The sequence below is a fragment of the Schaalia sp. JY-X169 genome, from assembly GCF_014069575.1.
Taxonomy (GTDB): Bacteria; Actinomycetota; Actinomycetes; order Actinomycetales; family Actinomycetaceae; genus Scrofimicrobium.
Genome location: NZ_CP059675.1, coordinates 1,090,695 through 1,110,920, shown reverse-complemented (window position 1 = coordinate 1,110,920; position 20,226 = coordinate 1,090,695). Strand labels below are relative to the sequence as shown.

The following is a 20,226-nucleotide window of genomic DNA, read 5'->3' as shown; positions in this document are numbered from 1 at the left end:
TGCACACCAGCTTACGTGGTCACACCAGCCCGCGCCGACGTGTCACGGCCGCCCCGTCAGGCATGTGGCCTCGGACCGCCACGAATGATTCCAGTGGGTCCCTGGAGTCACCGCGACTCAGTAACTCCACGCGCAACTTCTTCCCTGCACGCCGATTGAGTCCGCCGTCAGGGTTTCCGTCCTCGTCGACTTGAGACTGCTCAGCAAACCACTCTTCAAGTTCGCCAACCATCGCCTCTGCCCACATGTATGAGTAGTAGGCACCGTCATAGCCACCCGCGAAAGTGTGCGCAAAGTACGGGGTCCTGTACCGGGGAACGACGAGGTCGTGGCTCACACCGGCGTCCCCAAGAGATGCGGATTCGAATGCCTCGACTGCTTCGGGGTCGGTCGGTAGCAGTTCCGGCGACCTGTGCCAGTACTGGTCGATCAAAGCTGCCTGCACGTACTCTGCGGTGGCGTGAGCCTGCCCGAAGTGTTTGGAGGCGCTGAGCTTCGAAACGATGTCCGCAGGCAGCGACTCCCCCGTCTCGTAGTGCTTCGCAAAGTTGCCCAGAACCACTGGGTTGTACGCCCACATCTCATTCAGCTGGCTGGGCAGTTCAACGAAGTCCGACGGCACCTCTGTTCCGGCCGTGGCTTCGTAGTAGGTATTGGAGAGCAACCCGTGTAAGGCGTGTCCGAACTCGTGGAAGCAGGTTTCGACCCCGTCCCAGGTCAGCAGCGTTGGGCTGCCATCTTCAGGCTTATCAAAGTTCGCGTCATTGGTGACAATTGGCAGCAGACCGGTGCGCGCCGAACCCGCCTGCAACTCACTCATCCACGCGCCACCATTCTTACCGGGCCGCGTGTAGAAGTCCGCCATGAACAGTCCCAGTGGGCGCTCGTCCTCGTCGAAAACCTCCCAGGTGCGGACGTCCTCGCACCATCCGTGAATATCCGCACGAGGTCGGAAGGTCAGGCCATAGAGCCTGTTGGCGGCAAAGAACAGCCCGTCATTGACAACGGAGTCCAGTACGAAGTACTTGGACAACTCGTCCGAGTCGATACCGAGGACGCCCGCACGCTTCTTGTCCTCAAAGTAGAGCCAGTCCTCGGGGCCGAGGTCGAAACCGGACTCTTGGGCTAGGGCTTCGTATTCCCCCTTTTCCTCATCCATTCGCGCAACCGCGGATCGCCCCACACTGGCCAAGAGGTTGAGGGCTTCCTTCGGACCCGGAACAGTTTGGTCATCCATGGCCAACGCGGCATGGTCTGGGAAACCTAGAAGCTGCGCCCTCTGGGCCCGCACAGCAGCAAGTTCCACGATCAGTGACCGAGTGTCGAGGTCAGAATTGTCACCGAAGCCACGCCGCATCGAGTCCGCCAGGGCTCTTCCCCTGGTTTCGTGGTCAGCGAGGCTTGCAATCAGAGGGGGCTGGGAGAAGTTCATGACCGGCAGCTTCCATGCCACTTCAGAACCTTCGGCTGCTAGGGCAGCAGCCTGCACTCGTTCGGCAGGAAGACCGGCGAGTTCCTCTACGGCCGTCCCGGTCGTGAAAGTCTGGTCAAGCTGCTTCGTTATGCGTGTGTCGATCTGCGCCTGCAGGGAGGCAATCTTGGCGTTGAGGGCGCGGAGAGTCTCTTTGTCACCTTCGTCCAATGAGACACCACTGCGTTCAAAGTCCGCAACCATCCCGGCCACATGCCAGGCGGTTTCAGGGTCAAGGTCTTCCAGCTTCGCGACCGCTGCGAAGCGCTTGTAGAGTGCCTGATTCATCCAGAACCGGTCGCTGTGTGCAGAGAACCTGGGTGCGAGTTGCTCATAGAGTTCGTTCAGCTCAGTGCCGCCCAGGGACGAGAGCAGCGTGTAAAAGACCGACTCTGCCCGCCCCAGCACAGCGCCGGACGCATCCACCGCTACGACGGTGTTAATCACACTTGGAGCCTGAGGATCTGCGGCGATCGTCTCCCACTGTTGGCTTTCCTGCCTCATGCCTTCAGTCAGGGCTTCCGCAATGTCGGCAACCGTTATCGCAGCAAAATCGGGGACGCCAAACGGCAGGTCTGATGGATGGAACAGGGGGTTGGTCACGGCTACTCCTTACCAAGGATTTGGGCGATCTGGGGTTCCCGGAAGTTTGGCCCCTTGAGGATCTTGCCGTCATCACGGCGCTTCACGGACCCGTCCGGCATCAGCTTGGAAAGGTTGGATGAATGCACTTCAGCAAGCACTTTGTCGAGGTCGATTCCGGCCTCGAGCGCCATGCCGTAGACGACGTAGGTCAGGTCCGCCAGCGCATCGGCTGCGCCCACTACGTCCCGAACGCCCTCGTCCGGAAGATCACCGAACACTTCCTCAACGCGGGTTGCCGCAAGGGGCCCGTAAACGGCTTCGATCAACTCCGTAACCTCTTCCTGGATCAACGCCATGCGCATTCCCAGTCGGTCAAAGTCGAGCGAGGGCGCTCCGCCCTCGGCCACCACATTCGGCATGCCGTAGACCGCGTGGAACTCAGAGACGAGGTCGGAAGGGCGGTCTCCCGGAAGGACTTCGGCGGGGGGAACCGGGGGGAATTCTGCCATGTCAATATCTCCAACTAGTCGGTCCCAATCAGCCTTGATCAGCGCGGACTGCCACTGCCGTTCGATTGTGCCATCTGCGTGCTCAACCCGCCGGGTTCCTTCAGGAACGAAGCCAAGATTGCGAGCAATTCTGCGCGAGGCGTCGTTACCCACGCCGCAGCGGTGAATGATTCGCTGCGCGTCAAGGTTCTCAAACGCGGCACGAACAACTAGGCGACATGCTTCAGTGGTGTATCCGCGTCCCTGGGAGTCACGGTGCATCCAGAATCCTATCTCACGCGCCTCCCCGGAAATCCGCAGGTCAATGACACCCGCAAGCGCACCTTTGGCGCCGCCAGCCACCAGCGGGTAGATACCCCAGAGGGGTTGTCCACTCTCCCAGGAGTTTGCAGCGAAGTTGGTGGTGAAGTCTTCCGCTTTGTCCCACGTGTACTCACCGACTGCCCAGGGCAGCCACCTGGCGAACTCGCTGTCTTGCGCCGCGTCGTAGACACGCTCTGTGTCTTCTGGCTGGACAGGTTCCAATATGAGCCGCTGGGAACGTAGGTGCGTGATATCCGCAAGATTTCCGGTCATTCAGATTCCACTACTTTCGGTGTGCCGTCTCTGGGTCTCTACCGGCCGAGTCTAGTAGGGTACCGACCCTTGGTCGCACCGCTGCCGACGTTGTTGGGGTCGAGATCTGAGCCATCCGGCCCCTATCTCTAGCCTCGCCGACCTGCCGGGCGGTGGGCGGCAGCGTCCCGCACGGGCCCCACTGCCAAAGAACAGCGGCATCCGGTCCCAGCCCCGCCTAAGGTCGCCAATGTCGACAAAGGTCGCCGACAATTCTCCCAAACAACAGCGACCTACGCTGACATCAGCGACCTTGAGCCAGCACCCCGAGCCGGAAGGACCCCACACAACAAAAAATCCCAGGCCATCGTCGGAACGACAACCCGGGATTTCACACCGTGCGCGGAGGGGGACTTGAACTCTTGACCCCGTACGAGCAGCCACCCGCGCCTGGGGGCAGAAACCCGCATGAAATCAACGATTATCGGGGCGGTATCTGCGCCTGCGTACATCCCGATACCTGCGAAAACCTACTCGGTGCCCCATCGTTTGCCCCATGATCGGTGCGCATGTGTAGCTCGCCGCGTGTGATCACGAGCTGTCATACGGGTCGAAGTTGAACTGCGCTCAGCCCCGTCACGCTGCGAATCAACGAAGTGGGTTCTGCCGCATCAGATCAAAGATCTGCGGCACTCCACCTGCGGATAGCTATGTCGCGATACCTCGGCCTACGGATTCCTCGAAATTTCTCGCGGCCTGAGCGACAGCGATGCCCGGCCCGTCCGCACTGGCGGTCGGCGGGCCGTGACGCCGGTAGTTGCTCGGGCTTGTGCCCATGTATCGGCGGAAGCTTCTTGATGCCTGGCCGTCCTGGGGTGCCCAGCCGACGTGCTCGGAGATGATGGCGATGGATTCGTTCGTCTCGCGGATGAGGCGTGCCATCTCTAGCACGCGCAGGATCGAGAGATACGTCATCGGAGACACCCCGAAAGTGGCCCTGAAGACTCGCTGGAACTGGCTCACGGAGAGGCAGGCGTGTGCGGCGAGGTCTTCGACGCGCCACCGCTTCGCCATGTTGCCGCGCATGAGGGCGACAGCTTGCGTGGCTTCATGGCGTGCGGGTCGAAACACCCTCCATCGTGGAGGCACCATACGCGCAGCTCGTTCTCTCGAACCGCGAGACGGGCCTTCTACGGGTGCGTGCCGGGGGCGAGCTGTCACTGCTTCGAGCACGGTGAAGAGAAGGGCGTGTGCGTGGAAGTAGCCTGCGGCGTCTTGACGCGTCTTTGTGCGGGCAACCAGTTCATCGAGAGTTGGCCCCATGTCGTCAATCTCGCGCTCTCCGATGCTGATTATCTGTATCGGATCCGGGTGGAGCTTGGCGGCGAGGTCGCGGGCGGCGTCACGGTCTGGCAGTAGGTCGAGGTGGTGCCAGAACAGGTGCTCAGTGAGGTAGTCGGTGTCGATCAGAAGGGTTGTCACTTCTGCGACACCCTCGGGGATGCAGCCGGTGGACGCGAGGGGTGCAACGAGTACGATGTCGCCGGTGCGAATCGGTCGTTGTAGGTCTCCACTGGTGAGGATCACCGAGCCGTTGCGCACGATATGAATGGTGACGCAGTCGTAAGCTCGTGGGCTGATCGAGTGGCGAGAGTCAGTTGTGTGCGCGACGAACGGCCCTGAACAGAAACGCTGATGTGGGTGTAAAAGCGAAGCCATGACGCACGACCGTGCCCACCAAGTTCATCCCAGTATGTCGCGGCGGGAAAGCGCCCATACTGCGATAGCGATAAGTGCAGCGGACAGCCCCCAGAGCAGGCCGAGGCCTCCCCAGTCGAAGCCGTCCGCGAGCGGAGCGTTGCCGAATGCCCAGTGGTAAGGCGAGAGATTTGCCAGCCAGGTGAGGTCTTCGCCCGTTCCTCCGACCGCATCGAGGCCGTAGCCGAGGACGGCAACACCGGCTCCGGCTCCAATAGCCCAGGAGCGCCGCCCGGTCGCTGCGCCGACGGCGAGAGCGGCGGTTCCTGAGAGCAGTCCGAGACCCGCCCATGCGAGCGTGACAGCCAGAAGGTTCGTGGCGGACAGGCCAAGCTCAACGGGTGTGTTGAGTGTGAGGATCAGCAGGAAGGCCACCGCACCGAGGGCGAGCATCTTGACGATGAGTGCTGCGGCGCTTTCGAGCGCGTACTGTGCGCGGCCGACGGCGTGAGCGAGGGTGAGTTCGAGCCTGCCGGTTTCCTCGGTGCCCGCGATGAATGCTGCACCCCAGGAGATGCTGGCGATAACGGCGAGCACGAAACCGAGCAGACCGAAGAACGTTGCTTGCGTGTAGCCCGCTCCGCTGGCGATCTGATCAAAGCCGAGCGCGTTCACGAGTTCAGCGGGCAGGCTGTCGATCAACTTCGAGAGTTCTGGCGATTGCAGCGAGGGGAACAGCGGCAGATACATGCCGATCACGGCGGCGATGCCGAGCGACCATCCGAGTTGTCCGCGCCACCCGTCGAGCAGGTGCCGGGAGAGAATCGGCGCGGCCGGTGTGCGGACGGGGGCGAGTGCTGCGGTGGTCATTTCGTGCCGTTCGTTCGTGCGTAGAGGTCGAGGATCGACTCTTCGAGGTCGGGTTCTTCGACGGTGAGGTCGCGCACGGTGAACTGCGCGAGGGCTTTCACGACGTGATCGACATCGCCCCGGATCGTGGCGGACAGTCTCACCAACTCGCCCGTGCTGGTCACTTCGGCGTCAATGTCTTGTAGCGTCGGCGAGGCGGATAGTGCTGTGCGTACGGTCTCGGCGGTGGTGTCCGCGAGCACGGCGCGCAGACGGGTGACGCTGGACAGCCTCAGCGACGACACGTCGCCGTGGGCGATGATCTTGCCGCCTGCGAGGACTGCGACATCATCGGCGGTGTGCTGGATCTCCGGCAGAATGTGCGAACTGAGCAGTACCGACTGGCCCGCCTCGCGGGCCTCGCGCACCATCGCAAGAAACTCGCGTTGCACCAAGGGGTCGAGACCGCTGGTCGGCTCGTCAAGAATCAGCAGTTCAGGCCGGTGCATGAATGCTTGGATCAGGCCCAGCTTCTGCCGGTTGCCTTTCGACAGCGCACGCACCGGGCGGCTGAGGTCAAGGCCCAAGCGTTCGGCCAGCGTCTCGATCCTGCCCGGCTCGACCGGGCCGCTTATCTGCGCCAGATGGCGCAAGAGCGTTCCGCCTTGAATACGTTCGGCCAACTTCAGCTCGCCGGGAAGGTAACCGATCCGGCGACGCAACGCGATACCGGAGCGCCGTGGCACGGAGCCAAGCACCTTCAACTCGCCAGCAGTGGGGCGAATGATATCCACGAGCATCCGCAGCGTGGTCGTCTTGCCCGCACCGTTCGGCCCGATCAGCCCGAACACCGAACCCTGCTCGACCCGCAGGCCGATCCCATCGACGGCGAGATGCTTGCCGTACTTCTTCTGTAACCCGCGCGCCTCGATAACGGCCGTCATTTCTCATCCTTCCCCTCGTCCGATGCGGCATCCTGCTGCCCAGCGAGAGCGCTTCGAGCCGCCGCAAGAAGCCCCGTGTCGGCGTAGAGGCCGTCGGTGAAGATTTCGAGAGTCGGGAGGGTGAGTCGCGCCGCACCCTCAGCAGAGAACGGGTCAGCGCCCAGCACCTGCGCGAAGCGGTCACGCACGAGGAACTGCGCAAGCCCGAACACCGTGACCAGCATCGCGGTCGCGTCAGGATCAGAGGCAGGCTTGATCGACCCCGACTCACGCCCCTCGGCCAGGTTCTGCCGAGTGCTCGCCACCAACCGGGCGAACAGCTCGTCACCGGCCTTGCCCGGTTCGATGAGCAGGCGAGCGATGTAGTTGAACATCGGCCCCGCGCTCGTCGCCTCTGCCAGAAGCGCCTGCACCAGGTTCGGGGAAGGAGCCTCCGCAGAGGAGAAACGCTCATCGAGCAGTTTGGCGATCACATGCTCGTCGCACACGCGCCGCAGCTCGTCCTTCGACCCGTAGTGATGAATCACCAGTCCAGGACTCACCCCTGCGGCCTCAGCGATTGCCTTCACGCTCGTCTTGTCGAAGCCCCGCTCCGCGAACAACTCGATCGCCACGTCTCGAAGACGAGCGCGCCCGGTCAGATCAGAAGACTCAGATACTGAATGCACATATAGCAGACTAAATGCTCATTCAGTCACGGTCAAGACCTCACGATGCTTACCCAGCACGACCCTCATGTTTCAGTGCTCGCAAATCAGTTCATACCGACGCCCCAACCGTGTTCGCTATCAGCCCTTTTCTTCTGAATGGGCGTATGCTACCGTGGTGGATACACAGATTACCGTATTAGAAATATTGGTGGTGAGTGTAATGCATGGTGGCGTGATCCCGTTCCGGGGAACCGGAGCAGACGCGCGCTGCTATGTCGAAGCAGACCGCTCCCGCGCTGACGACTACTATCTCGGCGAGGGAACCACGGTCGCGGAGTTCGCCGTGATCGACGGCGCTGGCAACGTCACGACGGCGCTTGGCCTTGATCCGGGGGCGTATGCGGGTTGGGTGGACTGGATGAACCCGGTCACGGGCGAGTCGATGGGGACACCGCGCCTGCCGGGAGAAGGCCGTCAAGGGTCGCCCCGGTTCATGGAGATGGTCGTGACCTCTCCGAAGTCGCTGTCTATCGCTGCCGCGCTCCACCCGGAAGTCTCCGATGCTCTCGATCAGGCGCAGCAGGCCGCGCTTTCCGAGATTCGACGCTGGCTCGCGCAGCACTCGGTCACCCGTGTTGGCCCGCGCGGGCGTCAGGAGGTAGTGCCTATTGAGCACATGCAGGTCGTTGGCATCACGCACCGAACCTCGCGTGCCGGTGATCCGCACCGGCATATTCATATGCAGGTCGGTACGAGGGTGTGGGCGGCCGGGAAGTGGCGCGCATTGGACACGGGAGCGATGTTCAAGCAGCAGGGCGCGATTCGCGCTCTGGGCATGGGAGTGATAGCCGCGCACCCGCAGCTTGCCGCCGTTCTGGATCGTCACGGCCTCACCCTCGACGCCGTGAGGGGGGAGGTCGCCGAGTTGCAGCAGTTCAACGGCGTGATGAGCAAACGCGGAGCACAGGTCGGCAAGCATCTTGACCGCATGACGGCCGAATGGGAGGCCGCTCATCCCGGCGAGACGATGGGGCCGGTCGTCGCATCGCGGCTGAGAGCGCAAGCGTGGGCGTACGAGCGGCCCGCGAAGAAGCCGACCACACTCCGCGAAGAAGCCGCGTGGCTCGCGGAGTTGCGCGCCGCCGGATACGACCCCCAGGCCCTGCAACGCCCCGCAACTCCTGCGCCGGTGGGCCTCGATGACCTCAGCGTGCAGGAGGTCGCCTCCCGCGCGTTGGATCGTTGCGCCGCAGGCGCATCGGCATGGACGACTCACACGGTGCAAGAGCACGCAACCCGGATCATGACCGAATACGGAGTACGCGCCGCACCCGATCAGATACGCGACTTCGTCACCGTTGCGACCCGGCTCGCGTTGGAGGACTGCTTCTCGATCCTCCCACCCGACGCACCACGCCCGGAGCATGTGGCGCATCTGACAAGCGTGCGCGTCCTGCACGCCGAAACCCAGCTCCGCGACCTCCTCACCGCCCAGGTGCCCGAACAGGAGCCGGAGCACCCCGACGTGCGCCGCCTCGCAGAAGCGGCGGGACTCGACGGCGGACAGACCGAGGCTGCGGGAGCGGTCGCTTCGATCGATCCGCTGGTGATTGTGGAAGGAGCAGCGGGCAGTGGGAAGACGACCATGCTGCGCACCGCCATAGACGTTGCAGCCCAGCACGGCAGAGCATCGCGAGTGGTCGCGCCGACATTGCGCGCCGCGCAGGTCGCGCACGATGAACTCGGCGTGCCCGCAACCAGTGTTGCGGCGCTCGTGCACGCGCACGGGTGGCGTTGGAACGAGGATGGCGTATGGACGCGCCTCGCGCCGGGCGACACAGACCCCGAAAGCGGACGCACCTACATAGGAGTGCCCGAGGCGTCGCGGCTTGCGCGGGGTGAGCGGGTGATCGTGGACGAAGCCGGAATGCTCGACCAAGACACCGCAATCGCCCTCCTAACCGTCACCACCGAAGCAGGCGCGACCGTCGCGCTCATCGGGGATCGCGCGCAGCTCGCCGCCGTCGGGCGCGGCGGGGTACTCGATATGGCTGCGCAGCTCCGGGGCCGCACCGTCGACATGGCGGAAGTGCACCGTTTCACCGATCCCGCCTATGCCGAGGTCACGGTGCGGATGCGCGACGGGAGCAACCCCGGCGAGGTCTTCGACCGACTCACCGCGCTCGGCCTCGTGCGCCTCCACCCAAGCGACGAGGACGTGCGCGAGCACATCGCCGCACAGCAGCGGAAGGGAGAAGCCGTCACAGTCACCTCCAACGACGAAGCCCGCACGGTGAACGCGCGTAAGCGTGAGGAACGAGTGGCGCGTGGCGAGGTCGACGACCACCGCACCGCGACCGGCAGTGACGGCCTGCCCATCGGTGCCGGGGACGTGATCCAAACGCGCAAGAACAACACCAGCATCGGCGTCGCGAACCGGCAGAACTGGATCGTGCAACGAGTCGATGAGGACGGGGCATTGCGTGTGCGCGAGGCCGGAAGCGGGAGAAAGCGACAGCGCACCCTGCGCATCCCGGCCGACTATGTGGCCGAGCATGCGCACCTGTCGTATGCGGCGACCGCCTACGGGGTTCAGGGCGCGACTGTCACGGGATCGCACACGCTTCTTACTGATGCGACCAGTGCCGCGAGTGTGTATGTCGGCATGACGCGCGGCCGTGAGCAGAACCTGTTGCACGTCGTCGCCGAGAGCCAGGAGCAGGCGCGGGAGCAGTTCGTCGCGGCGATGGAACGCGACCGCGCCGACCGGGGCCTCACCGACGCAACCCAGCGTGCGGAGGAAGCTGTGCGGGGGCTTGTTGAGGATGGGCCGGTGCGTCTTGTGCAGACGGAGCGGGCACGCCTCACGCAGCTCATCGAGCGCGCGGATCAAGACACGGCACTGTTCGAGGACGCCACCGCCCGGCTCGTGGCACAGAAGCAGGCGCAGCACGTCGAAGCCGGGGAGCACGCCGAACTGGTCGCCCAGGCGAAGGAGCTTGCAGAGCACACGCGCCGCACGGTCACCGCCGAAGTGGAAAAGCAGGCGCGGGCGGACGGGCAAGAACTCGTAGAAGCTCGCGCCCATCTTCACACTGCCCGCAATGAAGCGAGGGAGGCGCGGTTCGGGCGCAAGCGCACCGCCGCCCGGAACATCAACGCCGCCAAGGAATCGGTCGAGAAGATCGAGCAGCACGTCACCCAGACATGGGGAACCGCACCGTCTCTCTTGCGTCCCCTTGCCGAGTGGGCGCAGACGATCGCGACGGAACATGCCGATGCCCATCCGGAGGTGCGGGCGGCTGAACAGGCCATCAGCGATGCGGAGGCCGGGAAGCAGCAGACGGCCCAGCGGCAGGCCGTCGAGCGGGATCGCCTCACCGTCGAGGTGTACGGGGCGGAGCAGGCACGGCAGATGCGGGGCACCTTCCGCATCCCCAACCCCAGAGCCGACGCCGAACACGCCAGGAAGCGCGCAGCCGAAGCAAGGGACATCATCGCGGAGCTGGACGCACGTCCCGTCACCGAGGCCGCCGAATGGCTCACCCACCGACGCGAGCAGCAACGGGCCGAACGCGAGGCCCTGCAAGCCCGGCAGGAAGCCCTCACACGCCGCAACGCGGGGCCGACGAGGACCGGCCCTGATCACCAGCGAGGACGGCCTGGACTCAGCCTGTGACCAGAGCGGTCATGCCGGGGTCGCCTGGGAACTGATCAGTAGCCGAGAGGCTTTGGGTGGCCAGGGCAGCCAGTTACCGTCGGCGCTGACTGCGGCGACCGCATCGAGCGTGGCGCGGGCAGTCTTGAGCAGTTCGGCTGGTACGTCTTCGGCCCGCGACTGGCCGCCCCGCTGATGTCCTCCATCGAGAGCCCGAAGACGGTGGGAGACGGTCTGGCCCATGCCTTTCACGAAGCCGTGGCCGCGATCGTAGCTCCATTTCGCACGTCGTGGTTCGCTTACCTCTTCGGTGAATCCGCCGCCCACGATCGCGAACACCTGCCATTCGAGTTCGTCCGCAACATCGTCCCATCGCTCATCGCAAGCCTTGCAGCCGCACGAGGGATAGAACTCCCTGAAAAGCGCTCCGGCGTGCAGTCTCACGGCTGGATAGTTCGTCAGCACAAACACAAGTGGGGCACACGCCTGCTCTCGCGGCGTGAGGCGCACGGCGCGCACGGTCTCCTCGACGGTCGGCGCGTGCAGCAGGCCGTCTGTGACGTGGCGTCCTTCTTCGACATCGACCTCGTAGTTCGAGACGAGATAGTCGATGAGCGCTGCCGCGACCGTATGCAACGGAGCGAAGCGCTCCGGGTGCTCGTCCACCGAATAGCTATCCTCGGGCGGGGTTCCCCCACGGCTCGCCCAGCGGTTGCCGTACTCGATGACGTTGCCGTCATCATCTCGGAACTCGACCGATTCGATCTGCGGTCTCGTGTACTCACTCATGCGGACTCCCGCCCCCGTTCTTCCTTCGCCCGCGAGATGGGCGGCGGCATCCCGTCGCTACGCGGACGCACTGTAACGCTGGCGTGCGGCCTCACCGCTCGTACCGATTGCCTCACCGACTTCCCGCCACGACAGCCGCTGCTCACGGGCAGCGCGCACCGCGTCCGCGAGTTCGCGCTCCGCGGAGTCGCGTCGCCAGGCAGCGAGCTTGACCGCCATGACAGGCGGGATCGGGGCGTCTTGGTCGCCGGGCTGGGGTTCGTAGTTCTCGAACGCGTCCGCGAACTCGTCGGCGCGGGCCTTGATGTCTTCGATAGAGCGTGGAGCCATGATGTTCACCTCAGATACTTGGGTCGAGCCGGACGCATCGCGTGCGCGATAGCGATCACACCGTGCCATTCGATGACCCCGACCTCGACCAGGACGCCGGTCTCGTCGGGACCAATGAACATGGTCATCGCATCGTCTTGTACGAAGTGCCGGACAGGGAAACGGAGCGCATGGAGCATCGCCGCATCCGAGACACCGTGCCGGTGAGCACTGTCCAGGATGATCGGTTCCGGCTCCATGTCACAAGTTTACTTGCCACAAGGTAACTTGCCAAGCCTTCGACAGGGAAAGCCCCAAAGTGAAGTCGGGAACGTCTTGTGCGGGTGTGCCGATTCGGCACCACCGGTGGATCGCTACGAATCGCCACCCTCGGTGGCGGGGTCTGCGAACAGGCGGAGGAACTTTTCGCGTGGAATCACGACGCGACGGCCGAGTTTGACGGAGGGGATGGTGCCATCCTCGATGCCAACCGTGATGGTGCGGGGATCGACGCCGAGGGCTTGGGCGGCTTCCTGGCGGGTGATGACGAGGCTGCGCCGACGTCGGAGGTCGTCGATGTCAAGGGTGCTCTGACGCATGTTCACACCATCCGTTCTTTGCCGCGCGCGAGGAGGGTGCATTCAACGGTAGAAGCCTACGCTTGCGTTGTCAAGTACCGCGCTGTATGTTCGTTCTATGGAAACAGAACGCGTGAGGGGCAATCCTCCGGGAATCACGAACACACACGTTGCCGCGAACATCCGCGCCGCACGCCAAGCGATCGGGATGGACTTGCGCACGATGTCTGACGCGCTCGGCGCTGCGGGGCGGAAGTTGTCGCCGTCGGGGATCAGCAAGTTGGAGAACGGGGATCGGCGTGTGGACGTGGACGACCTCACCGTGATCGCCTACTTGCTGCGCACCAGCCCGGCCGCTCTCCTGACACCCCCGGACGAGCAGACGACCCTGACGGGAGTGCCGGAGTCGTTCCTGCCCGAGGAGGTCGAGAAGTGGGCGCGCGGGGAACTCACCCTCACTAGTGACGGATTGCTGGCGTATTGGCAGCAGGAGTGGGTGGTGTGCCTGAACCGCATCCAGTACTTCGAGAGTGCGCTGCAACACGGCAGCCCGAGCCAGGCCAGTCACGATGACTACACCCAGCGCCTCGCGGACTTGAAGGAACGCCAGCGGCTCATTCGCGAGCGGGGCGTGCAGATCGACCCGACTGGGCGCGTGTTCGACGCCGCCGACTACGCGGGCCGCTTCGAGCCCACCGAGTAACCGGACACCACGGAGAGGAGCCGGAATCATGGGATCACGCACAACGCTGTCAGAGCACACGGACGGTGGCCCTGACGTGTCGCAGAAGGCGCAGGCGCGTCGCCCGCGCACCCGGCGTCGTGGGCGCGGGTCGATCCAGTCGTACCAGACCGCTGCGGGGAAGCGATGGAGGTATCAGATCTGGGTGCCCATCGACCCCGAGCAGCCCGACCTCGGGGACAAGAAGTTCAGCCGGGGCGGGTTCGCGACCGCCGCCGATGCGGACGCCGCGTTGCAGGACGCCCTCAAGCAGCGCGACCAGCAGGAGAAGTTCGGAGGGAAGGTGCCCACCCTCAGCGTCTACGCCGACGCCTGGGTGGAAGGACTCAAGCTCGCGGACTCCACCATCGCCGGGTACAAGAAGATCATCCGCAACCACCTCCGCCCCCAGCTCGGGCACTACCCGCTCGACAAGCTCACCCCCACCCGGATCGCCCGCCACTACCGCGACCTCGAACAACACGGGCGCAAGGACGAGCAGGACAAGGGCGGGCCACTGTCGGCCAACACCGTCCACAAAGCCCACGTCGTGCTCGGCGCGATCCTCGACGCCGCGATCGAGGACGGCCACATCGCCACCAACCCCGCGAAACGGAAAGCAGCGAAAGCACCGACCACGAGCCAAATGCGCGCGGAGAAGCCCGAGCTGGTCACCTGGACAGCGGATCAGCTCGCCGCGTTCCTCGCTTGGGATCGCGACGAAAAGCAGGACGAACTGTTCGCGCTGTGGTGGGTGATCGCGAACACCGGGATGCGACGCAGCGAAGCCCTCGCGCTGAAGTGGAGCGACCTGAATACCACGACCTCACAGATCAGCATCCGCCGTGCGATCAACACCGAGGACTGGACGAAGACGAAGACCACCAAGACCGGAAACGCCCGCGTCATCGACATCGACACCACGACCCTCAGGGTGCTCGCCTCCTACAAGGTCGCCCGCGCCGAGCTGTCCTTCGGGCTGGCGAAGGCCGATGCTTACATCTTCGGAGACGACGACGGGCAACCGCGCTCGCCCGACGCGATGACGAGCCGCTGGGATCGCCGCCTCAAGTGGGCGGGCAAGGTGAAGAAGTTCGAGCACCTGCCCCGCGTCACCCTCAAAGGGCTGCGGCACACGCACGCGACGATCCTCATGGAACTGGGTGTGCCGCCCAAGGTCGTGCAGGAACGCCTCGGGCACTCCACCATCACCACGACGATGAACATCTACAGCCACGTCACCCCGACGATGCAGAAGAACGCCGTCGAACAGTTCGCAGGCCGCCTCGCCGGAGCCTGAACCCCGTGATGGGGCGAACCGGCGGCGCTTGCCCCATATCTCGCCCCATGACAGCGAAGTAGCCCCTCACCTGGATCATAAAATCCCTGGTGAGGGGCTACTTTTGTCCCGTGCGCGGAGGGGGACTTGAACCCCCACCCTCTAATACGAGGACTAGCACCTCAAGCTAGCGCGTCTACCTATTCCGCCACCCGCGCGGTGTGGTTACCGAAGCAACCTTTGCTCTTTTGGAGCGCCTCTAAGCTAGCACGTCGCCAGCCCGATTGACGAACCAAAGCCCCCCATTTCGGAGGTGGTATGAATCACCGCGCCCAAGATTGGCGCAACCACTCGGATTTCAGCAGGGAGTGCTGCCACTGGACTTCCACCACAACGCTCGTTTCACCCGCTGTTGCTAATGCGTTTCCCGACGGGGCGGGCGTGTCTCCCGACGAGGCCGTAGCATCCTCCCCCGACCTAGCGACTGGTTTGCGGCGGACGCCCTCGGGCACAAATCCGAGTCTGCGTGCCACGTTTCGTGAACGAGTGTTCCCCACGCGGGCGTAGTGCATGACACGCAAAGCTCCAAGAGATGAAAAGACATGATTTAGCGCCAGATGGTTGGCGGTGATCATCAGGCCGCGACCGCGCACCTCCGGCCTCATCCAGTATCCGATCTCCCATTCGCCCTGGCCGCGGTCACGCAGGTCCAACACACCGATCAGCGAGTCAGGGTCCGCTTCAAAGCAGAGCGCCCAGATTGGCTGCCCCGACTCCCAGTTGCTGCTTGCAAAGTCGGTGACGAACTCCTCCGCACGCTCAAGCGTGTATCCGCCACGCAACCAGGGCAACCACCGCGCGAACAGTGGGTCTGAACACGCCTCAACAATGCGGGGCAGATCTTTGGCGCCCAGGGGGCGAAGAATCAGACCGTCTCCGCGCAGCTCTCTCTCAGGTTTCATCGCAGACATTTTCTCAAGTCTGCAGGGTGGTCGCGTATCCGTCTCGCAGACCCGTATCACCAGGTGGTCGGCTCTGAAAGACTATCCACAGCGCCGCATAATATGCATTTGGTCCTGGGAGCAGCCGAGCCTTTTGTAATCGGTTCGCAACCGAGATCGGGATTGTCGGTCAGCCACGATCGAGACAGTCCGTTAACCAAGACCGGGATAGTCAGCCAATCAAGATAGGGGCCGCTTTGAAACTCACTGCAGCCGTCGCCGGCGCTTCAGGATACGCCGGGGGTGAAGTGTTACGCCTGCTCGCGGGCCATCCAGGTCTCCACGCCACCACCCTGAGCGCGCACTCCAACGCCGGTGAGAATGTCGGCGCGATCCAACCCCACCTGCGGTCATACGCGGGCGAGACCTTTGCCGATACCACCGCAGAGAACCTGGCCGGGCACGACGTTGTCTTCCTCGCCCTGCCCCACGGTAAATCGGGGGCACTGGCTGACGAGATCGCCGCCCTGTCCCCCGACACCCTCCTGGTTGATTGCGGAGCCGACCACAGGCTGCATTCCGAGGACGCCTGGGCGGCCTTCTACGGCGGCCCCTTCAACAAGCCCTGGACCTACGGGGTCCCAGAACTGCTTGTGGGGGGCGCCAAGCAGAGGGAAGCCCTGCGTTCCACGAAGCGGATTGCGGCTCCCGGCTGCAATGCGTCCACCGTGTCCCTGGCACTGGCCCCCGGAGTTGCCAGCGGGCTCATCGACCCCGGCGACATTGTAGCGACGCTTGCGGTCGGCCCCTCTGGTGCGGGGAAGGCACTGCGAACCAACCTCTTGGCTGCCGAGATCCTTGGCTCCGCCAGTCCCTACGCTGTGGGTGGGACCCACCGCCACATCCCCGAAATCGAGCAGGCACTGAGTGAGACAAGCGAGCACGCACCCCGCGTTCGATTGTCGTTCACGCCCGTCCTCGTCCCCATGTCCCGCGGCATCCTTGCCACCTGCACGGCGCCAGTCCGCGAGGGGGTGTCCGAGGACGACCTGCGAGCAGCCTGGGACCTGGCCTACGGAGAAGAAGATTTTGTCCAAGTCCTGCCGCCCGGACAGTTCCCAGCCACCGGCTCCACCGTGGGGGCCAACACCCTGCTCCTCAGCGTGACGCTAGACAAACGAGCGGGACGCGTTGTCGTTGTTGCAGCGCTGGACAACCTGGCAAAGGGCACGGCAGGCGCCGCAATCCAGTCCACAAACATCGCCCTGGGCCTGCCCGAGGGCGCCGGTCTGACAACGAATGGAGTAGCGCCGTGAGCGTAACAACACCAGCCGGTTTTCGCGCCGCAGGCATGGCCGCCGGCTTGAAGGCTTCGGGAGGTCCCGACCTGGCGATCGTCATCAATGACGGCCCCACTCGAACTGGCGCCGCCGTGTTCACCTCGAACCGTGCACAGGCCAACCCGATCCGCTGGTCCCGTCAGGCTCTGACCCATTCTGATGGAGAGGTCAGGGCAATTGTGTTGAACTCCGGTGGCGCCAACTGCTTCACGGGTCAGTTTGGATACGAAACATCGGCACTGACCGCAAGCGAAACCGCAGTGCTGCTGGGAACCGAAGCCGCGACCATTCAAGTTTGCTCCACGGGCTTGATCGGCGAGGGCGGGGAGGCTTTCCGCACCGCTATCTTGACGGCACTCCCCCTCTTGGTTGAGGCCGCTTCTCCCGAGGGCGGGTTGGCTGCCGCGAACGCAATCCTCACGACTGATACCCACGCCAAGACGACCTCGTACACAAGCCCCCAGGGGTGGTCAATCGGAGGGATGGCTAAGGGTGCGGGAATGCTGGCGCCGGGCTTGGCCACAATGCTCGTTGTCCTCACCACCGACGCTGCCCTGACGGCTGGCGAATGTGATCACGCGTTGCGCGCCGCCACGGCAGTCACCTTTGATCGCCTTGACTCCGACGGCGCGATGTCCACCAATGATCAGGTCACCCTGCTCGCCTCGGGGGCTTCCGGAGTGACACCGAAAGAGGGCGACTTCGAGGCCGCTCTTGCGGATGTCTGCTCCGACCTCGCACTTCAACTGCTTGGGGATGCCGAGGGCGCCTCCCACAACATCGCCATCACCGTGAGTGGGGCAGCCAGCGTTGCGGATGCGGTCGAGGTCGGGCGCAGCATCGCTCGCAACAACCTCTTTAAGACTGCCATCTTTGGTAATGATCCCAACTGGGGGCGCGTCTTGGCTGCAATTGGCACCACCAGGGCAGCGTTCGACCCCGACAACGTTGATGTCACCATCAATGGGGTGCGGGTGTGCTCGAAGGGGGGACCGGACCGGCCGCGCGGCCTCGTCGATCTGACACCGCGGGAAGTGAGCCTCGACATTAACCTGTTCACCGGTGGGGAGTCCGCGACGATCTGGACTAATGACCTCACCCACGACTACGTCCACGAGAACAGCGCGTATTCCTCATGAACTCAGTTACCTACCATTTTCAGGCCCCTGAGGAGGCCCGCAGGTTCGCCAATACTCTGGTGCAGGCTCTGCCGTGGATGAAGGAGCACAGCGGGAAGATTGTTGTCATCAAATTTGGTGGCAACGCGATGATCAGCGAGGAGTTGCAGAAGGCGTTCGCGGAAGACATCGCCTTCTTGCGTTACGTGGGGGTCAAGCCCGTCGTGGTGCATGGTGGGGGTCCGCAGATCTCGCAGATGCTGGATCGCTTGGGCATTGAGTCTGAGTTCCGCGCTGGCTACCGTGTCACCAGTCTCGAAGCGATGAATGTCGTACGGATGGTTCTGCAGGGCCAGGTCAATCCGGAGTTGGTTTCCCTGATAAACAGCCACGGCCCCATGGCTATGGGTTTCAGCGGCGAGGACGCAGCTATCTTCACAGCTCAGAAGATGTCTGCCCAAGTTGACGGCGAGGTTGTCGACCTGGGTCAGGTTGGCGAGGTTGTCGCGGTTGACCCCGGCCCCGTCCTCGACCAGTTGCAGGCGGGGCGTGTTCCTGTCATCTCTTCGATTGCCCCCGACCAGGATCAACCGGGTAGTGCACTTAATGTCAACGCCGACTTGGCGGCGGCTGCACTCGCGGTGGGTCTGGGAGCAGAGAAGCTGGTTCTTCTCACCGACGTCGCGGGCCTGTACGCAGACTGGCCGAATCGCGATTCGTTGGTTGCGTCGATCCAGGCTTCCGAGCTGTCGGCCATGTTGGCGTCGCTCGAGTCGGGGATGATCCCTAAGATGCAGGCGTGCCTGGAAGCGGTCCGTGGAGGGGTCCCCACCGCCACGGTGATCGATGGGCGCGTCGCCCATTCCGTCCTCGTCGAACTCTTCACGGATCGGGGTATCGGAACGGAAGTGAGGACGGATGATGAGTGATGTTCTGGCTGGCTCGGACCTACTGACGAACAGTTATGGCGAGTCATTTGCACAGCTGGTGCGCGGCGAGGGTTGCCACGTGTGGGACGTCGACGGGAAGCGCTACCTGGACTTCCTTTCTGGCATCGCCGTCAACGCGCTGGGCCACGCCCACCCGGCATTCGTCGCTGCCGTCTGCGAGCAGGCTGCGACCCTGGCCCACGTCTCGAACTTCTTCGTGACGCCCCCGCAACTCAAACTAGCCAATACCCTGCTGCGACTGTCAGGAGCGGGCGAGGACGGACGGGTCTTCTTTGCAAACTCGGGCGCTGAAGCGAATGAGGCCGCCCTCAAGCTGGCCCGTTTGCACGGACAGGCCCAGGGCAAATCGACCATCCTGGCGCTGGGCGGTGGTTTCCACGGGCGCACAATGGGCGCGTTGGCGCTGACATCAAACCCGAAGTACCGGGAGCCTTTCGAGCCACTGCCCGGCGGGATTGAGCATATTGACCCGACAGTGGAAGCTTTGGAATCCGCCCTCGACGACACCATTGCTGCGCTCTTTGTCGAACCGATTCAGGGCGAGGTCGGCGTGAAGCCACTGTCGGAGGAGTTTTTGGTTCGGGCGCGCGAACTCACCGCGGAGCGGGGCGCGCTTCTGGTGATTGATGAAGTGCAGACAGGTATTGGGCGCGCGGGCGGATGGTTTGGCTTCCAGGCGGCAGGGATCCTGCCAGATGTTGTCACCCTGGCAAAGGGGCTTGGCGGCGGCGTTCCGATCGGTGCATGCATTGCCTACGAGCCCGCAGCAAGTCTTTTCTACCCGGGGTCACACGGAACCACCTTTGGCGGGAACCCCCTGTCCTGTCATGTTGCGCAAACCGTCCTCGACGTCATTGCTTCAGACAATCTGGTGGAGAACGCGCGGGTGCGCGGCGAGCAACTAACCGCTGCCATCCTGGAGCGCAGCCACCCGCTCATTCGCGGGGTTCGGGGCAAGGGACTACTGCTTGGCGTTCTACTAACTGAAGATGTGGCGCCCGCACTCGTCGCTGCGGCTCGAGAGCTGGGCTTGATCATCAACAGTCCCGCCCCGAATGTTGTTCGCATCGCTCCTCCCCTGATCATCGGAGACGAAGAGATCGAGGAGTTCCTGACACTCTTCTTTGCTGCAGCAGACAGGATTGTAGGAGACACACCCTAGGAGCTCCCACCACTGCAACACGCGGGACTAAGGCCCCTAGATTGAGGACGTTCGTCACACGACTGCGGTTCTAGGAGCAGAAAGGCAAATACCCCCACCCGTACTCGTTTAGCGATATTA

General features: G+C 63.7%; 18 protein-coding genes and 1 tRNA gene. 7 read left to right on the top strand and 12 right to left on the bottom strand.

The features are described 5' to 3' along the window. Nucleotides 1–19 precede the first annotated feature (19 nt). The 6 genes from H2O65_RS04825 to H2O65_RS10370 form a co-directional block, all read right to left on the bottom strand. A complete protein-coding gene (locus tag H2O65_RS04825; protein ID WP_182142512.1) occupies nucleotides 20–2,074 on the bottom strand; it encodes a M3 family metallopeptidase in 2,055 nt (684 codons plus the stop codon). Nucleotides 2,075–2,076: 2 nt separating this feature from the next. Then, nucleotides 2,077–3,141 (bottom strand): bifunctional GNAT family N-acetyltransferase/nucleoside triphosphate pyrophosphohydrolase family protein, encoded by a 1,065-nt coding sequence (locus tag H2O65_RS04820; RefSeq protein ID WP_182142511.1) that lies wholly within the window; start codon nucleotides 3,139–3,141, stop codon nucleotides 2,077–2,079. 687 nt (nucleotides 3,142–3,828) lie between these two features. Beyond that, a complete protein-coding gene (locus H2O65_RS04815; protein ID WP_182142510.1) occupies nucleotides 3,829–4,722 on the bottom strand; it encodes an AraC family transcriptional regulator in 894 nt (297 codons plus the stop codon). Between the two features lie 141 nt (nucleotides 4,723–4,863). After that, complete coding sequence (locus H2O65_RS04810; RefSeq protein WP_182142509.1) at nucleotides 4,864–5,688, bottom strand: ABC transporter permease subunit; 825 nt, start codon at nucleotides 5,686–5,688, stop codon at nucleotides 4,864–4,866. Beyond that, nucleotides 5,685–6,611, bottom strand: coding sequence for an ABC transporter ATP-binding protein (locus tag H2O65_RS04805; protein WP_182142508.1), 927 nt, complete (start codon nucleotides 6,609–6,611; stop codon nucleotides 5,685–5,687). The genes H2O65_RS04810 and H2O65_RS04805 overlap by 4 nt, the downstream gene beginning before the upstream one ends. Continuing rightward, on the bottom strand, nucleotides 6,608–7,279 hold the full coding sequence (locus H2O65_RS10370) for a TetR/AcrR family transcriptional regulator (RefSeq protein WP_220458799.1): 672 nt from the start codon (nucleotides 7,277–7,279) through the stop codon (nucleotides 6,608–6,610). The genes H2O65_RS04805 and H2O65_RS10370 overlap by 4 nt, the downstream gene beginning before the upstream one ends. Nucleotides 7,280–7,436: 157 nt before the next feature. Here H2O65_RS10370 and mobF point away from each other — a divergent pair, with 157 nt between their 5' ends. After that, nucleotides 7,437–10,940, top strand: coding sequence for a MobF family relaxase (gene mobF / locus H2O65_RS04795; RefSeq protein ID WP_220458798.1), 3,504 nt, complete (start codon nucleotides 7,437–7,439; stop codon nucleotides 10,938–10,940). A 9-nt stretch (nucleotides 10,941–10,949) separates the two neighbouring features. Here mobF and H2O65_RS04790 read toward each other — a convergent pair whose 3' ends face one another. From H2O65_RS04790 to H2O65_RS04775, 4 genes are all read right to left on the bottom strand, one after another. Then, nucleotides 10,950–11,708 (bottom strand): DUF6226 family protein, encoded by a 759-nt coding sequence (locus H2O65_RS04790; RefSeq protein ID WP_182142507.1) that lies wholly within the window; start codon nucleotides 11,706–11,708, stop codon nucleotides 10,950–10,952. Between the two features lie 57 nt (nucleotides 11,709–11,765). Then, nucleotides 11,766–12,038: a hypothetical protein gene (locus H2O65_RS04785; protein ID WP_182142506.1), complete on the bottom strand. Its 273-nt coding sequence runs from the start codon at nucleotides 12,036–12,038 to the stop codon at nucleotides 11,766–11,768. A gap of 5 nt (nucleotides 12,039–12,043) precedes the next feature. Then, nucleotides 12,044–12,277, bottom strand: coding sequence for a hypothetical protein (locus H2O65_RS04780; RefSeq protein ID WP_182142505.1), 234 nt, complete (start codon nucleotides 12,275–12,277; stop codon nucleotides 12,044–12,046). 114 nt (nucleotides 12,278–12,391) lie between these two features. After that, nucleotides 12,392–12,616, bottom strand: coding sequence for a helix-turn-helix domain-containing protein (locus H2O65_RS04775; protein WP_182142504.1), 225 nt, complete (start codon nucleotides 12,614–12,616; stop codon nucleotides 12,392–12,394). A gap of 112 nt (nucleotides 12,617–12,728) precedes the next feature. Here H2O65_RS04775 and H2O65_RS04770 point away from each other — a divergent pair, with 112 nt between their 5' ends. Together H2O65_RS04770 and H2O65_RS04765 are read left to right on the top strand one after the other, a co-directional pair. Further along, nucleotides 12,729–13,298: a helix-turn-helix domain-containing protein gene (locus H2O65_RS04770; RefSeq protein ID WP_182142503.1), complete on the top strand. Its 570-nt coding sequence runs from the start codon at nucleotides 12,729–12,731 to the stop codon at nucleotides 13,296–13,298. Between the two features lie 28 nt (nucleotides 13,299–13,326). Then, nucleotides 13,327–14,616: a tyrosine-type recombinase/integrase gene (locus tag H2O65_RS04765; protein ID WP_182142502.1), complete on the top strand. Its 1,290-nt coding sequence runs from the start codon at nucleotides 13,327–13,329 to the stop codon at nucleotides 14,614–14,616. A gap of 111 nt (nucleotides 14,617–14,727) precedes the next feature. Here the strand turns inward: H2O65_RS04765 and H2O65_RS04760 are convergent. After that, nucleotides 14,728–14,813 (bottom strand) — tRNA-Leu (locus tag H2O65_RS04760). A gap of 105 nt (nucleotides 14,814–14,918) precedes the next feature. Next, nucleotides 14,919–15,557 carry a GNAT family N-acetyltransferase gene (locus H2O65_RS04755; RefSeq protein WP_182142501.1) on the bottom strand — a complete coding sequence of 213 codons (639 nt, stop codon included), beginning with the start codon at nucleotides 15,555–15,557 and terminating at the stop codon, nucleotides 14,919–14,921. A 236-nt stretch (nucleotides 15,558–15,793) separates the two neighbouring features. Here H2O65_RS04755 and argC point away from each other — a divergent pair, with 236 nt between their 5' ends. From argC to H2O65_RS04735, 4 genes are read left to right on the top strand one after another with little or no spacing between them, the layout of a single operon-like run. Continuing rightward, on the top strand, nucleotides 15,794–16,852 hold the full coding sequence (gene argC, locus H2O65_RS04750) for an N-acetyl-gamma-glutamyl-phosphate reductase (RefSeq protein WP_182142500.1): 1,059 nt from the start codon (nucleotides 15,794–15,796) through the stop codon (nucleotides 16,850–16,852). Beyond that, a complete protein-coding gene (gene argJ / locus H2O65_RS04745; RefSeq protein WP_182142499.1) occupies nucleotides 16,849–18,015 on the top strand; it encodes a bifunctional glutamate N-acetyltransferase/amino-acid acetyltransferase ArgJ in 1,167 nt (388 codons plus the stop codon). The genes argC and argJ overlap by 4 nt, the downstream gene beginning before the upstream one ends. Continuing rightward, on the top strand, nucleotides 18,012–18,923 hold the full coding sequence (argB, locus tag H2O65_RS04740; RefSeq protein WP_182142498.1) for an acetylglutamate kinase: 912 nt from the start codon (nucleotides 18,012–18,014) through the stop codon (nucleotides 18,921–18,923). The genes argJ and argB overlap by 4 nt, the downstream gene beginning before the upstream one ends. Continuing rightward, nucleotides 18,916–20,106 (top strand): acetylornithine transaminase, encoded by a 1,191-nt coding sequence (locus H2O65_RS04735; RefSeq protein ID WP_182142497.1) that lies wholly within the window; start codon nucleotides 18,916–18,918, stop codon nucleotides 20,104–20,106. Before argB ends, H2O65_RS04735 begins: the two co-directional genes overlap by 8 nt. The last annotated feature ends 120 nt before the right edge of the window (nucleotides 20,107–20,226 follow it).

What these genes read in the sequence shown, in the direction of transcription:
- H2O65_RS04820 (WP_182142511.1), bottom strand. Translation starts at nt 3,141, where the DNA reads ATGACCGGAAATCTTGCGGATATCACGCACCTACGTTCCCAGCGGCTC.
- H2O65_RS04810 (WP_182142509.1), bottom strand. Translation starts at nt 5,688, where the DNA reads ATGACCACCGCAGCACTCGCCCCCGTCCGCACACCGGCCGCGCCGATT.
- H2O65_RS04805 (WP_182142508.1), bottom strand. Translation starts at nt 6,611, where the DNA reads ATGACGGCCGTTATCGAGGCGCGCGGGTTACAGAAGAAGTACGGCAAG.
- H2O65_RS04790 (WP_182142507.1), bottom strand. Translation starts at nt 11,708, where the DNA reads ATGAGTGAGTACACGAGACCGCAGATCGAATCGGTCGAGTTCCGAGAT.
- H2O65_RS04785 (WP_182142506.1), bottom strand. Translation starts at nt 12,038, where the DNA reads ATGGCTCCACGCTCTATCGAAGACATCAAGGCCCGCGCCGACGAGTTC.
- H2O65_RS04780 (WP_182142505.1), bottom strand. Translation starts at nt 12,277, where the DNA reads ATGGAGCCGGAACCGATCATCCTGGACAGTGCTCACCGGCACGGTGTC.
- H2O65_RS04775 (WP_182142504.1), bottom strand. Translation starts at nt 12,616, where the DNA reads ATGCGTCAGAGCACCCTTGACATCGACGACCTCCGACGTCGGCGCAGC.
- H2O65_RS04765 (WP_182142502.1), top strand. Translation starts at nt 13,327, where the DNA reads ATGGGATCACGCACAACGCTGTCAGAGCACACGGACGGTGGCCCTGAC.
- H2O65_RS04755 (WP_182142501.1), bottom strand. Translation starts at nt 15,557, where the DNA reads ATGAAACCTGAGAGAGAGCTGCGCGGAGACGGTCTGATTCTTCGCCCC.
- argB (WP_182142498.1), top strand. Translation starts at nt 18,012, where the DNA reads ATGAACTCAGTTACCTACCATTTTCAGGCCCCTGAGGAGGCCCGCAGG.
- H2O65_RS04735 (WP_182142497.1), top strand. Translation starts at nt 18,916, where the DNA reads ATGAGTGATGTTCTGGCTGGCTCGGACCTACTGACGAACAGTTATGGC.